The sequence below is a fragment of the Streptomyces sp. NPDC048269 genome (assembly GCF_040652395.1).
In the GTDB taxonomy this organism is placed as follows: domain Bacteria; phylum Actinomycetota; class Actinomycetes; order Streptomycetales; family Streptomycetaceae; genus Streptomyces.
Genome location: NZ_JBEZLW010000023.1, coordinates 37,493 through 52,236, shown reverse-complemented (window position 1 = coordinate 52,236; position 14,744 = coordinate 37,493). Strand labels below are relative to the sequence as shown.

General features: G+C 69.2%; 8 protein-coding genes and 2 pseudogenes. 4 read left to right on the top strand and 6 right to left on the bottom strand.

Features of this window, described 5'->3' with window-relative positions; all coding sequences use genetic code 11:
* Positions 1 to 367 precede the first annotated feature (367 nt).
* Positions 368 to 1,819, top strand: a pseudogene (locus AB0D48_RS23700) (ABC transporter ATP-binding protein/permease); the annotation flags it as partial.
* A gap of 150 nt (positions 1,820 to 1,969) precedes the next feature.
* Positions 1,970 to 2,998 carry an aminoglycoside phosphotransferase family protein gene (locus tag AB0D48_RS23695; RefSeq protein WP_362400269.1) on the top strand — a complete coding sequence of 343 codons (1,029 nt, stop codon included), beginning with the start codon at positions 1,970 to 1,972 and terminating at the stop codon, positions 2,996 to 2,998.
* 90 nt (positions 2,999 to 3,088) lie between these two features.
* Here AB0D48_RS23695 and AB0D48_RS23690 read toward each other — a convergent pair whose 3' ends face one another.
* The 4 genes from AB0D48_RS23690 to AB0D48_RS23675 form a co-directional block, all read right to left on the bottom strand.
* Positions 3,089 to 3,565 (bottom strand): hypothetical protein, encoded by a 477-nt coding sequence (locus AB0D48_RS23690; protein ID WP_362400266.1) that lies wholly within the window; start codon positions 3,563 to 3,565, stop codon positions 3,089 to 3,091.
* Positions 3,562 to 5,490 (bottom strand): hypothetical protein, encoded by a 1,929-nt coding sequence (locus AB0D48_RS23685; RefSeq protein ID WP_362400263.1) that lies wholly within the window; start codon positions 5,488 to 5,490, stop codon positions 3,562 to 3,564. Before AB0D48_RS23685 ends, AB0D48_RS23690 begins: the two co-directional genes overlap by 4 nt.
* 247 nt (positions 5,491 to 5,737) lie before the next feature.
* A complete protein-coding gene (locus AB0D48_RS23680; protein ID WP_362400260.1) occupies positions 5,738 to 7,477 on the bottom strand; it encodes a hypothetical protein in 1,740 nt (579 codons plus the stop codon).
* 77 nt (positions 7,478 to 7,554) lie between these two features.
* The gene (locus tag AB0D48_RS23675; protein WP_362400257.1) at positions 7,555 to 9,015 is read right to left on the bottom strand and encodes a site-specific integrase; all 1,461 of its coding nucleotides are present in this window, start codon (positions 9,013 to 9,015) and stop codon (positions 7,555 to 7,557) included.
* 132 nt (positions 9,016 to 9,147) lie between these two features.
* Here AB0D48_RS23675 and AB0D48_RS23670 point away from each other — a divergent pair.
* A pseudogene (locus tag AB0D48_RS23670) lies at positions 9,148 to 9,714 on the top strand (ABC transporter ATP-binding protein); the annotation flags it as partial.
* 111 nt (positions 9,715 to 9,825) lie between these two features.
* Positions 9,826 to 12,042: a germacradienol/geosmin synthase gene (locus AB0D48_RS23665; RefSeq protein WP_362400254.1), complete on the top strand. Its 2,217-nt coding sequence runs from the start codon at positions 9,826 to 9,828 to the stop codon at positions 12,040 to 12,042.
* A 140-nt stretch (positions 12,043 to 12,182) separates the two neighbouring features.
* Here AB0D48_RS23665 and AB0D48_RS23660 read toward each other — a convergent pair whose 3' ends face one another.
* Both AB0D48_RS23660 and AB0D48_RS23655 read right to left on the bottom strand, forming a co-directional pair.
* Complete coding sequence (locus AB0D48_RS23660) at positions 12,183 to 13,418, bottom strand: YncE family protein (RefSeq protein ID WP_362400251.1); 1,236 nt, start codon at positions 13,416 to 13,418, stop codon at positions 12,183 to 12,185.
* A 130-nt stretch (positions 13,419 to 13,548) separates the two neighbouring features.
* Entirely contained in the window at positions 13,549 to 14,709 is a 1,161-nt protein-coding gene (locus AB0D48_RS23655) for an XdhC/CoxI family protein (RefSeq protein ID WP_362400248.1), read from the bottom strand.
* Positions 14,710 to 14,744 lie beyond the last annotated feature (35 nt).

The following is a 14,744-nucleotide window of genomic DNA, read 5'->3' as shown; positions in this document are numbered from 1 at the left end:
TCCGGAACGCCGGAACCGCATACAAGAGCAAACCTAACTCAATCGGACAATCATCCCGCCCTGCGGCACTCCGCGGCACTCCGCGGCGCTCCAGGGCGTTCGATCGACGCAATCCCTCGAAGGGGGTCATCCCCACCTCCGAGTGGTTCGAACGCCGCGTCACGACCCCGTCCCCGGCTGCCCCTTGGGATCCCCGGCCGCACCGGAACTCTGTACGAACATTCGCTCCCCGCGCCCCCGTGACGCCGCTCTGAACAGCCACGTTCTTCCGGCTGTCAGTTCACAGCCGCGGCACCTCGGGAGGAATCTTGCGATCCGTGCACGTTCATGTGGCGTTCGACCCGGCACCGGGCGGAGGTGGCCGCGCATGAGGCTCCTCAAGCGGCCCGCGCCCGCCGAACCGGCCGTCTCCGAAAGTGAGCGCCGGCTCTTCGGCGGTCCGCTGCGCTACGACGCCGGCTGGGCCAACCACGACTACGCCCAGCTGGAAAGCCGGCTCCTGACCACCCTGCGCTCCATGCCCCGGATGGCAGGCGGGACGCTCCGGCTCGCCTGGGAGACCGACCGGCGCGCCCTGCTCACCGTCGCCTTCGCCGAGGCCGGCCAGGGGATCACCTCCGCCGTCGGGCTGCTCGTCCTCAGCCTGGTGCTCCGTACCCTGCTCGGCGCGGGCAGTGCCGCCGACCGGCTGCACGCCGCCCTGCCCGCCCTGGCCGCGGGCGCGCTGGTCGCCGTACTGGGCGCCGTACTGGCCTCGTGGTCGACGGCGGCCGCCGGGCGGCTGGAGCCCAAGGTGGAGCGGGCCGCTCACGTGCAGTACCTGCAGGCCGCCGTCGGGGTGGAGCTCGAAGCCATCGAGGACGGAGAGTTCCGGCGGCTGCTCGACAGCGCCCAGTGGGGGCCGCCCTCGGCCCGCCGGACCGTGGGAGCCTGCGTGGCCACCCTCGGCGGACTGATCTCCCTGGTCGCCACGGCCGGGGTACTCACCGTGCTGCACCCGCTGCTGCTGCCCATGCTGCTGCTGATCGCCGCGCCGCGCGGCTGGGGCGCGATGCGGGTGGCCCAGCGCCGCTACCTCTCCATGATCACCTGGGTGGAGCACGTCCGCGCCGCCCGGCTCATCGGCCAGTTGCTGATCTCCCGTACATCGGCCCCCGAGGTACGGGTGCACGGAGTCGGGCACTACCTCCTCGGCCACTACCGCAACATGGCCGAGCACGCCGAGGGCGAGGCCACCCGCCTCGCCAAGGACAAGGCCGCCACCGAACTGCTCGCCGCCGCGCTCTCCGGCGTCGCGGCCCTCGTCACCTACGCGGCGATGGGCCTGCTCATGGTCTCCGGCAGGATGGACCTCGCGGTCGCCGGCACCGCCGTGATCGCGGTGCGCACCGGCTCGGCCAGTCTCGGCGCGCTGGTCGCCACCACCAACACCTTGCACGAGGAGTCCCTGTACGTACGGGACATGGAGCGGTTCGTCGCCGAGGCGGGCCGCCGCGCCATCCCGTCCGGCGGGCTCCCGCTGGAGGAGCGGCTCGGTACGCTCCGGCTCGTCGACGTGGGCTTCAGCTACCCGGACCGGGACGAGCCCGCGCTGACCGGCGTCTCCCTCACCATCGAGGCGGGCAGGGTCGTCGCCCTGGTCGGCGAGAACGGCTCCGGCAAGAGCACCCTCGTCAAACTCCTCGCCGGTCTGCACCTGCCCGACTCCGGATCGCTGACCTGGGACGGGGTGGAGGTGGGGGACGCCGACCGGGAGCAGGTCTTCGACCGGGTCGCCCTGCTCACCCAGGACTTCGAACGCTGGCCGGTGACCGTTATGTGATCTGTCAAGGTGTCCCAAGGGCGGCTGTCTCATCGCCAGCAGAGTCTCGATGCGTCGTGGCGGGCGCGTAAGCCGCAGGATCGGGTAGAGCCGTCAACCCGGCGGGATCACATGGCTGTTGACCACCATGGAGCTTAGGATGAGCGCATGTTGTCGAGGCTGCCGTTTCGAGACGAGTTACGGACACAACTGGGCGATCCCAAGAAGTCCCGCCGACTGAGCAGCAGTCCGCGATCACGCGTCTGGCGAGTGGAGCTCAGCGGAACTCTGGCGGTCGTCAAGCAGATCGTCGAGGGTCCGGACGCCGCTGAGCGGTATGCCCGCGAGGTTGATGCGTTGCAGCTCGCCGCCCGAGTCGACCCGCCCGTGGTGCCACGCCTGCTCGCCACCGATCCGCGCGAGCGTGTCCTGGTCCTGGAACACCTGGGTCACCACCGCCCTTCCAGTGACTGGGCGATCGACTATGCCACGGCTCTGGCCCGCCTGCACGCGGCTACGAGGCCGCAGGATGTCGGCCTTCTGCCCTCGTGGTCGGGCCCGACCACGGACGACATCGGCTCCTTCTTCTCCCTGGCCAAGGACCTGGCGGTCCCGGTCCCGCCCCGTGTACCCACCGAACTCGACGCCCTGGTGAACCGGCTGACCCGGGCACCAGGGCACAGCCTGCTCCACGGCGACCCGTGCCCCGGCAATGACCTGCACACCCCCAGCGGGGTCCGATTCATCGACTTCGAACAGGCATCACTGGGCAACGGAATCGTGGAGCTTGCCTATCTACGCATCGGCTTCCCGACCTGCTGGTGCGTCACCGCAACACCCAAAGCGCTCTTGGAGGAAGCCGAGGCGGCCTATCTGACGACCTGGCGCGCCGCGACCGGCACCGAGGTGACGGGAGACCTTGCCGACACGTGCGCCGGCTGGCTCGTCCGCGGCGACGCATTGGTCGAGCGGGCCCACCGGGGCACCATCGATCATCTCGCCCGGATTCCCGGCCACGACTGGAAATGGGGCACGGCGACCGCCCGGCAGCGGCTGGTCCACCGGCTCGGCGTCGTCGCACGAATGACCTCGGACCACAGCGAACTCACCGGCCTGAGCCGCCTGAGCACGGACATGCGCGACCGCTTCCTCACCCGATGGCCTGCGCTCAAACCACTGCCATCACAACGACCGTAGTAGAAGAGGCTCGGAGATCAACGCTGGCCCCGAACCGCAATTCTTGACCATTTTTCGCGGCCTTCGAAGCACGTGGGTCCTGCCTGCTACCTACCGAAGTGGACGCACCGCTCCTCGGGTCGCCTCGTCGACCTGAGCCCGGAGCTTGCGCGCATCCTCCTCCAGTTCGGCGTTTCGCAAGGTCAATGCCTGGATGTGGTTGGCGTAGACGGTCACCGTGTCCTTGAGTTCGCGGATCTCGGTGGCCTTTTCCTTGCGTAGGTCACGTTCGGCCGCCCGTCGGCGTGCGATCTCCGCCCTGAGTTCGTCAACCTCAGGACGTCTCACCTCGGGGGCCGCAAGGATCTCCTTGATCGCGGCAGCGACCGGAGAACGGTAGTACGAGGCCCGGCCTACGCCAGCCTCCGCCGCGATGTTGACGACGGTCAGAGCGCCGTCGGTCGTCTGCGGGCGGCCGTCGGCGAGTTCTTCGAAGGCCCGCATGATACGGCGGTCGATCTCGCTCAGGTCAGGGTGTTCCCTGGCAAGGCGGGCAAAGACAGTCGGGCCTGCATCGCTGGACGTCATGCGGTGACACTTCCCTCGTCGTTGATCTCGGCGATCAGTCGCGTCAGCGAGGCCAGGTGTTCGGTGATGGCGATCCGCTGGAGGGGTGGCAGGGTGTCCAGGTCGCTGAAGTCCTGGTGGGCGAGGTCTCGGGCCCGAGCCAGTCGGGGCAGGTGGATGGCGGACCGGCGGGAGTTGGGACACTGGAGGCACATGCTCAGCATCGGCAGCGGCCGTCCCACGGATTTGGCCCGCTTGTTGCACACGGCCGTCTCGGCCTGGTGGAAGCAGTCGTTGAGCAGGCCAGGGTGCAACGTGCGGGTCAGGTTATTGAGCATCGCGCGCAGGCGTACAGGGCTGGACACCACACCGGGCAGGTCGCCCAGTTCGGCCCGGATGCGGTCGAACTCGGCCTCGATGCGTTGGGCCGCTCCGCCCGCAGATTTACCGCCGTCGTTCCAGTCGTGGAAGAGGTCCTCCACGTAGTCGAGCCTGGCCACCATCTGGTCGGCGGCGACCTCATCGGCGAAGCCCGAGGCCGAAGTCCCCGCGTAGCCCTCGAAGATCGCAAATGCGGCATGTTTGTACTGGCGTGTGCCGGCGACGACCCCGAAGGGTTGGTGTGCGATGTGCCAGGCCAGCGTACGGCGGAATTGTCGGGTGTTGAACGCCCAGGGCATCAGTTGCGTTTCCTGCTGTGCAGCATTGCACCCTTCCCGCTGGGGCGTTTCCTGGTCCTCTCCCGGGGCTTCGGCTTCGGTCTCTGGGGCTGGTTCCACCGGTGAAGCCGACGTGGCGACGAGCGGGAGGTAGGGTCCCTCCTCGGTGCCGAACAGGTCGTCGAGGTGGGCGCAGAAGACGGCGAGGCGACCGGGGACAGCTCGCAGCATCACGTAGCCGACGTTCGGGCCTCCGGTGTAGCCGAACAGGTGGGTTGGGTCGTCGTTGATGTGAAGCAGCACCTCGACTGCGCGATGGACGACGTCGAGGACCACCCACTCGGCTTCGTCCCCACTGAGACGGCGTCCCTTGAAGACACGACCGCGAAGCTTGTGGCGCGGGCGGCCGTCGGCTCCCGGTTCTGTGAATGCGCAGTCACGGCCAAGTTCGCGCACCTCCACGTCGCGCATGCCCGACAGGTAAGCGATCACGATCCAGCAGGCCACTCGGAGGCTGACGATTTCGGCGGCCAGGGTCGCTGGCGACATCTCCGGGCGCCAGGGCAGGCCCGTGGCCGGCCACGGCGAGATGCTCGTGCCCAGGCCGCCGTCCTCCCAGCCCAGCTCCTGACCCGCCTCCATGATCCGAGGCAGCAAATGGTGGATGTGCCCGGCGCGGAGGAGCAAGGTGAGCATGCGCAGGTTGGGGGCCTGCACCACCCCGTCGACGATCCGGGCCCCCGGCTTGGTGTGCACGAGGGCCCGGGGGAGCGCGGGCAGACCACGGCCCGCGGCCCGGCGCGCCTCGATGAAAGCATCCAGCCGCTGCATGACCTCGCCGTCACTAGCCTTCGAGCGACGGCTCCAGTTCTGTTCGAGACGGGCCAACTCCTCCTGGGCCGCGAAGATGTCCCGGCTGGCGGTCTCCACGTAGAAGAGGGCAGCGCCTAGCAATGCACGCATCACATCTTCGGGGATGCGCGGGGTCGTGTTCTCGGTCGGCTTGTCCAACCCGGCGACTGCTTTGGCGGATCGTCCCACCCAGGGGACCAGGCCCAACCGGTCGCGGGTCAGGAAAGCGCTGTGTGCGGCCACGTGCTGGAGCAGGCGGACTGCCGCACTGGCCGCATGCGCACTCTCCTGCTTCCACACGGCCAGGGCAGCGGTGAGGTGGTGCCGCTCGACATCGCGCAGCCGTGGCGCACCGACGCCGCGTAGGTCCCGCAGGACGCGGGCGAACAATGTCAGTTCCTCGTAGGCGCCGGTGGGCTTCATCGGCAGGCCCATCCGTCCGGACGGGTGCCGCAGCCGAGAGTAAGGTATTCCTTGGCAGTCTGCCGGTCCTCCCCCGGGGCGAATCCGGTGAACATCAGGCGTGTACTCATAGCGGTCCGGGGCAGGACGAGACGCAAGTCCCATACGTCGTCGCTGAATCGTGGTCCCCTATCGGCCAGGCCAGCGGTCATGTGGGCGGGAAGCACGTACTCCTCGTCGGCTTCGAGCGCAGGCTCCAGAGCGGGGTCGTGAGCAGTCGTCACCTCAAGACCTCCAAGAAGGAAGGCGGAAGGGCGAGGCGGACCCCGTCGCCCTCGGCGATAGCTCGGGCGGTAGCGATCTGCGCGGTGCTGAACCGGGCCACCACGCCGGTGGTGATCCGCTGGTGCGCGATCCCGAAGCGGCTCTGCCATTCAGCAGCAGAGAATTCCTCGCGCTGACGCTCGATCGTGGCCAGAGTGGACAGCACCGCTGGCAGGTGGCGGGTGCCGAACACGGCATTTGGGCACTCCAGGCACACCCATGGCGGCACCGGGCACGGCGCTCCCCTCTTGACCGCATAGGGGGAGGCGAAGAAGTCCTGACAGGAGGACAGCCACACATCCGTCGCCCCCGACAGGGCATCGCGAACCGCATCGGGGGCGATCTCCACCGTTCCTTCGTCCAGGCGCCGGCCGTCGTCGTCCAGGATCACGGGCGACGGCAGTACGACAGCCAGCGCCTGGGCCAGGCCCGCCTCCACCGCCTGGTCATGGATCTCCTCGTGCGCACCGATGTCGGCATAGTGCCTACCTGCGACCTCCGGTGTGTGACCGCTTGCGAAGTCCGGCAGGATCCCGCCGGCCCTCAGGTACTGCTGCGACTTGTAGGTTTTGCGCAGCCTCCGCAGGTCCAGGGTGACGGAGGCTCCTCCTCTGTCCTGCATGCCCGTGATCCCGTGAGCATCCATCCATGCTCGCCGGTACGGGGTGTCGACGACGATGCGCTCCACGAAGCGGGCCGTCACCTCACCGGTCCGACGTGAAACGGTCACCCACAGGTCCGGGGCCTCGACCAGTCCGCGGGCCCGCCGGGTGAGGCGCAGGGCCAGGCGTACGACGCCGCCGGGAGACCGGAGGGTTCCGCTGTCGCGGACCCGCAAGGTCTTGTGGGGATTACCCCGAGCCCGACGCTTCACGTAGGCCAGACTGACGTAGCCGCGCGCAGGGTTGGCCAGGCAGCCGGTCTGCAGCTGCTTGATGCCTTCGGGTTCCATGCCGGTCTGGCAGGCCAGCAGGATCTGGAAGGGGATCACGTCCTCGTTGGTCAGGAACAGGCGGGTGTTGATCTCGCGGATACCGCCGTGCCGGATGACCCCCGGGATGCGGCTGTGGACAGGGCTCAGGGGGCCGTGGTGCTCGGTGTGCCACAGGATGTTCTCGAGGCGGTCCCAGCCGTGGACGGCCGGATCACTTCCGGTGGCTGCCAGGTGCTCGCCCTCCAGGATCCGGTCGCGGATCTCTCCAACGCTGGCGAGCGCGGCGGCTTCCATCGCCTCGAAGACCGGCAGCGGATAGGAGTCCAGCGGCTTCATACGACGCCGGTTCGCGTCCGCGGTGGCATAGCCGAGGCGCGCGGCGAAGGCCGGATCGATCCCGCCCGGGTGGGCCTCCCGGACGAACCGGAGCAAGGCAACCAGGCACGACATGATGACGTAGGGCTCCTTGCTGTCCTGGCCGTACTCGGCGATCAGCATCGACTCGTAGGCGTCCAGGAGTTCGGGTTCCAGGTCGTCCACATCCAGGTCGTCCGCCAGCTCTGGCGCACTTGCTGCCGCGAGGGCGATGAACTGGCGCACGGTGCCGAGCAGGTAACGCCGAAAGCGCTTCCGGTTCTGCACCGACCCCCGGCTTACGGGCGACTGCACCAGGGCTTCTGCCAATGCCCGGGTGAGGCGGGGGCACGGCAGGTCGGACAGGTCGACGACCTCCTCCAGCCCGCTGAAAGTCACTGTGAACACCACCGGCCCCAGCTGGGGCACCGGCTCGCAAGGCGCGGGAACCTCCTCGGCCGCAGAGAACCGGACGCGGCGCGCGCTCACAGCGCCGCCCTCGCAGCGGGAACGTGCAATTGGTCGAGAGCCGCGGCCTGCTCGTCCCATTCCGCAAGAGCTGACAGCACGATCTCCTGGGCCTCATCCAGCACGTCGAGATACGCGTAGACGGTCTCCTCGCGGGCATGGCCGAGCAACAGCTGCAGCTTGCGCATCGGATTGCCGATCAGCATCCGCTTGATCTGGGCGAGGGTGAAGCGACGGTCCTCCTGCATCCCCATTGCACGCACCGTCTGCCGCAGCAGCAGACCCAGCATGTGCACCGCAAAGGTGTGCCGCAGCGTGTGCGGATGGACCTCAAGGTCGACACCGAACTTCGCGCACCGCTCGTTGGCCCTCCGGAACGCCGACTGCCAGGGTCGAGCTCCGCAACGGCTGTCCGTCCTCGCCCAGCCAGAGCCACAGTGGGCCGGCCGGTGCCCATGGGCGTCGACGGACACCACCCGACGCCGCCGGTCAGCATCGATCGAGGAGTACGCCCAGGATCGCCCTGCACCCTCAACAACAACGGCCTGCCGATTGGCCCGACGAACCAGCAGCGGATCCTCCCAGTTCTCGTACGCGCCGCCGAGACCACGGCGCTGGACGAGCTCATCGCGCTCGATGGCCAGGTAGTGGTGCAGCTCCCGCAAGACCTGTCGCCGCATGAACACCGTCCGAGGTCGGTGCCGCTTGGTGACGGCCGCCGACAGGTGCAGGTCGCCGCGCTCCGGCGCGAGCGTCGGCAGCTCGGGGACCAGCAGACTCGACGCCTCACCCAGCCGCATCCCGGTGCACACCAGCAGATCCGCGAACAAGGCGTTGCGCTCGCCGTTGCGCCCACGCCACTTGGGATCAGGTCCGCCGCCCGGCAGGCATCCCAGCAGCCCCACATCCCGCCACAGGAGGTACTCCTCGTACGGCACGAACGTGATCGGCTCGCGATGCCATTCAACCTCGCCTTCGGCAATCACCCGGATCTGCTTGGCGCCCTGAGCAGTCATCACCGTCTTGTCGACGTACCGGAAGGGCTCCTTTTCCAACAGGCCCTCGTACAACGACCAGCGCACCCACTTGTCCAACGCGGCCATCGCCCGACCCCAGGTGCTCTCCTTGATCCGGTCGTCCGGATCCGCCGCGAACAGCCGGGCCTGCTTATAGGCCCGGAGATCGTCCCCGTCCATCTGCCAGATGCTCTTCCCACCCCGGGCTTCGTGCAGGAAACGGCAGATCAGCATGATGTCCGAGCAGTAACCACTGACCCCGTTCTCCGACTTCACGCCCCACTCGGGCAACTCCCGAATGAACCGGTTCAGCGGGAGGTCGTACGACCCGTCGGGTGCCAGGATGAACGGAACGCGTTCGGTGACGCCTGCTCGGCGCAGCACATGGACGGCGTCCGGGAGTGAGCCGGGCGCGGTCTGCTCGAACGAAGTCCGATGCGAGGCAACTACTGCCTCGGCCACCGTGTGTGACAACTCGACACCGTCAGATGCGTCAAAATCGGAATCCACCCAACACCCCCGTGAGCCCTGCGGGACGGTCTCCCCATGCCCAACGAGCATCGGGCCTGTGAGACACCTGGAAGTGCCAACATAATGACCGCCCGTACCAACATCGCCATCGGCAGGCCGGCCGCCGAGGGCCCGGACGGGGCCGTGGACCAGGCGGCGGAAGTGGTCGCCGCCGCCCGGCACGCGGGCGCCGACCGGGTCGTGGAGAAACTTCCGCACGGCTACGAGACCCTGCTCGCCCGGGTGTTCAGGGGGGCCTCGGAGCTGTCCGGCGGGCAGTGGCAGAAATTCGGCCTGGCCCGTACCCGCTTCCGCGACGCCCGCGTCCTCATCGTGGACGAGCCCACCTCCGCCCTCGACCCGGAGGCGGAGATCGCCGCCTTCGACAGCATCCGCGGCCTGGCCGGTCCGCAGCGGTCGGTCGTCCTCGTCTCGCACCGGATGTCGGGTGTGCGGTACGCCGACGTCATCTACGTCCTGCACGAGGGCCGGCTCGTCGAACAGGGCAGCCACGACGAGCTGTTGGCGCTGAACGGCCGCTACGCCACCATGTTCCGGATCCAGGCCGCCCAGTACGGCGACCGGCCCGCACAGGGCGTCTCTATCCCGTGCCAGGCATCACCGGCGCAGAACGACGCGTCCGTCACCTGAAGCGGTGAACTCCCCCTTATCCCCCGGGCACCGGGGGTAGGGCACTGCTGATCTCGTGCGGGGGCCGGGCTCACCGGCCCCCGCACTCATGGACGAAAGGCCGACCCCGCCGTGACGCAGCCGTTCCAACTGCCGGATTTCTACGTGCCTTATCCGGCGCGACTGAACCCCCACCTGGAGGACGCGAGGGTCCACACGAAGCAGTGGGCCCGCGCACTCGGGATGCTGGAGGGTTCCGGCGTCTGGGAGGAGAGCGACCTCGACTCCCACGACTACGCGCTGCTGTGCTCGTACACGCACCCCGACTGCGGCAGCGAGGCGCTGTCCCTGGTCACCGACTGGTACGTGTGGGTGTTCTTCTTCGACGACCACTTCCTGGAGACGTACAAGCGCTCGCAGGACCGCGACGGCGCCAAGGACTACCTCGACAAGCTCGCCGCCTTCATGCCGATGGACCTGGCCGACGGCTTTCCCGAGCCCACCAACCCGGTGGAGGCGGGGCTCGCGGACCTCTGGCAGCGGACCGTACCGGCCATGTCGGCGGACTGGCGGGAACGATTCTCCGAGTCCACGAGGAACCTCCTCAACGAGTCGATGTGGGAACTGGCCAACATCAACATCGGGCGCGTGGCGAACCCGCTCGAATACATCGAGATGCGCCGCAAGGTGGGCGGCGCCCCCTGGTCGGCAGGCCTGACCGAGTACGTCTCCGCCGAAGTCCCGGCGCGCGTCGCGCACGCGCGGCCGCTCGGGGTGCTGCGCGACGCCTTCTCCGACGCCGTGCACATCAGGAACGACCTCTTCTCCTACGAACGCGAGGTCGCCCACGAGGGTGAACTGTCCAACGCCGTACTGGTGTTGGAAACCTTCCTCGGCTGCACCACGCAGGAGGCCGCCGAGGCCGCCAACGATCTGCTCACCTCCCGCCTCCAGCAGTTCGAGCAGACCGCGCTGGCCGAGCTCCCCCAGCTCTTCGCCGACCACGCCATGGACCCGGCGGAGATCGCGGCCGTCCTCGCCTACGCCAAGGGCCTCCAGGACTGGCAGTCGGGCGGCCACGAATGGCACATGGTCTCCAGCCGCTACATGAACAAGGAGGCCCGGGCCACCGCCCCGCTCACCCTGCCCTTCCTCCCCTCCGGGCTCGGCACCACGGCGCTCGACCTCCGGTCCGTGTTCACGCAGCGCTCGATGGAGATGCGCCGCCGGTCCTTCACCCACGTCCCGTTCGAGCGCACCGGCCCGTCCGTGATCCCGGACGTCTACATGCCGTTCACGCTCTCCCTCAGCCCCCACCTGGACCACGCCCGCGAGGGATCCGTCGCCTGGGCCCGGCGGATGGGCCTGCTGCACCCGCAGCCGGGCGACCCCGGATCCGCCATCTGGAACGAACAGAAGCTGCGCGGCTACGACTTCGCGCTCTGCTCGGCCGGCATCGACCCGGACGCCACGCCCGAGGCGCTGCTGCTCAACGCCTGCTGGCTGACCTGGGGGACGTACGGGGACGACTACTACCCGGTGATGTTCGCGCAGGCCAAGAACCTGGCCGCCGCCAAGGCGACCACGGCGCGGCTGATCAGCATGATCCCGGTCGACCACGCCGAGCGGGGCGTCCCGCTGACGGCGATGGAGCGCTCCCTCGCCGACCTGTGGGTGCGGACCAGCCAGGGCATGGGCCCGGCCGTCCGCGCCGAGTTCCGGGCCACCCTCGTGCGGATGCTGGAAAGCTGGGTGTGGGAGGCGGAGAACCAGATCCTGAACCGCATCCCCGACCCGGTGGACTACGCGGAGATGCGTCGGCACACCTTCGGCTCGCACCTCACGATGTACCTGTGCCGGCTCGGCCAGGCGGGGCGGGGCATCCCCGACGAGATCTACGCCTCGGGCACCATCCGGTCCCTGGAGAACGCGGCCGCCGACACCGCCTGCGTGCTCAACGACATCTTCTCGTACCAGAAGGAGGTGGAAGTCGAGGGCGAGGTGCACAACTTCGTGCTCGTCACCCGGAACTTCTTCGACATCGGATACCCGCAGGCCCTGCACATCTGCCATGCGCTGATGACGCAGCGCACCGAGGAGTTCGAGCACATCGTCGCCGACCAGCTGCCGCTGCTCTACGACGACTGGAAGCTGGACGCCGACGCCCGGGCCGGGCTCGACGCCTATGTCGGCGAGCTCCAGGACTGGCTCGCGGGCATCCTCAACTGGCACCGGAAGTGCCGCCGTTACCGTGAGGAGGATCTCCACGGGCTCCCCGACGCGCTGTCCACCCGCGTCTGGGGCACGGACTTCGGGATGGCCGCGGCCAGCATCTCGCTGCCCTCCTGAACCCTGCCCTGCCGACCCTTCCGCCCTCCCGAGTCCTGCCCTCCTGCGTCCTGACCTCCGCACCTCTGCCCGACGGCCGGGGCGGTCCGCTCGCCCGCCCCGGCCGTCGTGGCCGTCGTGGCCCGCCCCGGCCGTCGCGGCTACCGGGCGGCGGTACCGGTCCAGCCCGCCGGGACGTGGCCGATCCTGACCCGCTGCGGGTGGTCTCCGACGGGGACGGATACCCGCTTGGCGCCGGTGGCGAAGTCGATGGCCGTGACCCGGTCGGCGCCGCTCTCGGAGATCACGCAGGCCGTGCCGTCGCCGTCGACGGTGGCCCAGTACGGCTTGTCGGCGGGCACGAGCGGCCCCTCGGCGAGGGTGGCCCGGTCCACGACGGTCGCGTAGTCGTCCATGGTGCCCGCGATGCAGAGCTTGGTCCCGTCCGGGCTCATGGACATGCCGTGGTGGCGGGAGTCGTTGACCCACTTGGTGCGGTCGGTGGGGGTGGCGGGGTTCTCGGGGAGGGTCTTGAGGCGGGTGATCCGGTCGGTGGTCACGTCGTACTCCAGGAAGCCGTTGAAGAACGACACCTGGAAGTAGAGCTTCGACTCATCAGGGCTGAAGGAGACGGGGCGCACGGCGTCCGACAGGTCCTTGCGGCCGAAGGCGTCCAGGCGCTCCCGCATGTCGATCACCCGGACCGGGGCGAAGGTGTGCGCGTCGACGACGGTGATCTTCCGGTCGCCCTTCGTCCAGTCCAGCCAGGGCGCGTCGAGGGCGGAGGTCACGTCCCCGATGGAGCTGTTCCACAGGAAGCGGCCGTCTCGGGTGAAGGTGTTCTCGTGGGGCTTGTCGCCGGTGCTGAAGGAGCCGACCTGCCGGCCGGTGGCGATGTCGAGGACGTGCACGGTGTTGGCGGTGGAAGCCGATACGGCGACCCGGGTGCCGTCCGGCGAGACGGCCATGTGGTCGGCGCGGTAACCGGCGACGGGAAAGCGCCAGTTGATCCGCCCGGTCCGCACGTCGACCGAGACGACGTCGGCGAAACTGGGCCGGGAGGCGACGACCGCCGAGCCGTCGGGGGTGGTGTACATGTCGTCCACGAACTGGTCGTGGCCCTCCCCCGCCGTGGCGCGGATCCCCAGGAAGAAGCCGAGCTTCACGGGGTTGAGGTAGATCTCCCGGAGCCGTTCCTCCTTGTCGGGGATCACGTTGATCCGGCCGACCTTGGCGAGATCGCCGGTGGAGGCGAGGACGTCGGCGGTCCCCTCCCAATTGTTCCCGACGAAGAGCACCTCGCGCAGGCCGTCTCCGGGCGCGGCCGCCGCCGGCGCGAAGGAGGTCAGCAGGGTGGCCGCGGCGAGCGCGCCCAGGGTGCGGAGGGTACGTGACATCCGTTCAACTCCGGTGGGGGGAAGGGATGGAGAGGGTGCCTCCTGTTACCGGCCGGTAAAATAGGCGGAACACGAAGAGGGCGCAACCCCTACGGGGTGCGCCCTTTGCTCACCTTCCCGCGTCACCTCTTCAAGCGACGGAGCCGAGCCGGCCGATCACCGTGGTCGGGGCGGCCTGGAGGTCGGGGTGGATCGGGATGTGCGCCCCGGACAGGGCGGCGCCGGTGCCGCCGCGGCGGTTCGCGACGATCTCGGCGGCGATGGACAGCGCGGTCTCCTCCGGGGAGCGGGCGCCGAGGTCCAGGCCGATCGGGGAGCGCAGCCGGGCGAGTTCGAGCTCGGTCACGCCGACCTCGCGGAGCCGCTTGTTGCGGTCCTCGTGGGTGCGGCGGGAGCCCATGGCGCCGACGTAGGCGACGGGGAGCCGGAGGGCCAGTTCGAGGAGCGGCACGTCGAACTTGGCGTCGTGCGTGAGCACGCACAGGACGGTCCGGCCGTCGACGGCGGTGGTCTCCAGGTAGCGGTGCGGCCAGTCGACGACGATCTCGTCCGCCTCGGGGAAGCGGGTCTTCGTCGTGAACACCGGCCGCGCGTCGCACACCGTGACCCGGTAGCCGAGGAACTTGCCGATCCGCACCAGGGCGGAGGCGAAGTCGATGGCACCGAAGACGATCATCCGCGGGGGCGGGACGCTGGACTCGACGAGCACCTTGAGCGGCTCTCCGCAGAGCCGGCCGTCGGCGCCCATCTCCAGCACACCGGTCCTGCCGGCGTCGAGCATGGCGCGGGCCTCTTCGGCGATGGTGCGGTCCAGCTCGGGGTGTCCGCCGAAGCCGCCCTCGTAGGCGCCTTCGGTACGGACGAGTACGGCGCGGCCCATCAGCTCGGCCGGGCCCTCGGCGATCCGGGCGACCGCCGCCGCCTCCCCACGGGCGGCGGCGGCCAGTCCGGCCGCGAAGACCTCCCGTACGGGAGAGCCCACGGGGACCGGGGTCACGAGGATGTCGATGATGCCGCCGCAGGTCAGGCCCACGGCGAAGGCATCGTCGTCGCTGTAGCCGAAGCGCTCCTGGACGGTCTCGCCGTCCTCCAGCGCCTGTCGGCACAGCTCGTACACCGCGCCCTCCACGCATCCGCCGGATACCGAGCCGATGGCCGTGCCCTCGCCGTCGACGGCGAGTGCGGCCCCGGGCTGCCTGGGTGCGCTCCCGCCGACCGCCACGACCGTGGCGACGGCGAAGTCACGTCCCTGCTCGACCCACCGGTTCAGTTCTTCGGCGATGTCCAGCATGTGCGGCCTCCTCGGAGGGGTTCGGGTTCCAGTAT